Annotated in this window: 1 pseudogene; it reads right to left on the minus strand. The window is 76.1% G+C overall.

Annotation, left to right across the window (positions count from 1 at the left end):
• Positions 1 to 1015 (minus strand): annotated as a pseudogene (locus tag ABZS66_RS61805) (polyketide synthase); the annotation flags it as partial.
• Positions 1016 to 1104: the final 89 nt, after the last annotated feature.

The following is a 1104-nucleotide window of genomic DNA, read 5'->3' on the forward strand; positions in this document are numbered from 1 at the left end:
TGTGGCCGATGTTCGACTTGATCGAGCCCAGTTGCAGCGGCCGGTCGGGGGTCCGGTCCCGGCCGTAGGTGTTCAGCAGCGCGATGGCCTCGATCGGGTCGCCGAGCTTCGTGCCCGTGCCGTGCGCCTCGACCACGTCGACGTCCGCAGTGGACAGCCCGGCGTCGGTGAGGGCGCCGCGGATCACCGCCTCCTGGGCCAGGCCGTTCGGGGCGGTCAGGCCGTTGCTGGCACCGTCCTGGTTGACCGCCGAGCCGCGGATCACCGCGAGGACCCGGCGGCCCTGCGCGGTCGCGTCCGACAGCCGCTGCAGCACCAGCAGGCCGGCGCCCTCGCCGAAGCCGGTGCCGTCCGCGGCCGCCGCGAAGGGCTTGCAGCGCCCGTCGGCGGCGAGCCCGCGCAGCGCCCGGAACTGCTCGAACACCGTGGGGGTGGCGATGACGGTGACGCCGCCGGCCAGCGCGAGGTCGCACTCGCCGCGGCGCAGGGCCTGGGCGGCCAGGTGGATCGCGACCAGCGACGAGGAGCAGGCGGTGTCGACGGTGACCGCCGCGCCGAGCAGGCCGAACGTGTAGGCGATGCGGCCTGACGCGACGGACGTGTTGCGCCCGGCGAGCAGGTACCCCTCCAGCTCCTCCGACGGGGTGGCCCCGGCGCCGTACTCCTGCCCGATGACGCCCGCGTAGACGCCGGTGCGGCTGTCGCGCAGCTGCGGCAGGCTCAGCCCGGCCCGCTCGAACGCCTCCCACGCGACCTCGAGCAGCACCCGCTGCTGCGGGTCCATCGCCAGGGCCTCGCGCGGGCTGATGCCGAACAGGCCGGCGTCGAACCCGGCCGCGTCGCGGAGGAAGCCGCCGATCTCGGGGTAGCGCTGGTCGGTGACCCAGCCGCGGTCGGCCGGGAACGGGCCGACCGCGTCGACCCCGCCGGCGACCAGGCGCCACAGCTCGTCGGCGTCGCGGACGTCCCCGGCGTAGCGGCACGCCATGGCCACGACCGCGATCGGGTCGTCGGCCGCAGCGGTCGCCGGTGGCGGCGCCCCGGGGGGGGGGCCGCCCCCGGGGGCGGCGCGCCCGATCGGCATTTCACACGAGTTAACTCCAT

The organism is Dactylosporangium sp. NPDC005572 (genome assembly GCF_040605515.1).
Classification (GTDB): domain Bacteria; phylum Actinomycetota; class Actinomycetes; order Mycobacteriales; family Micromonosporaceae; genus Dactylosporangium.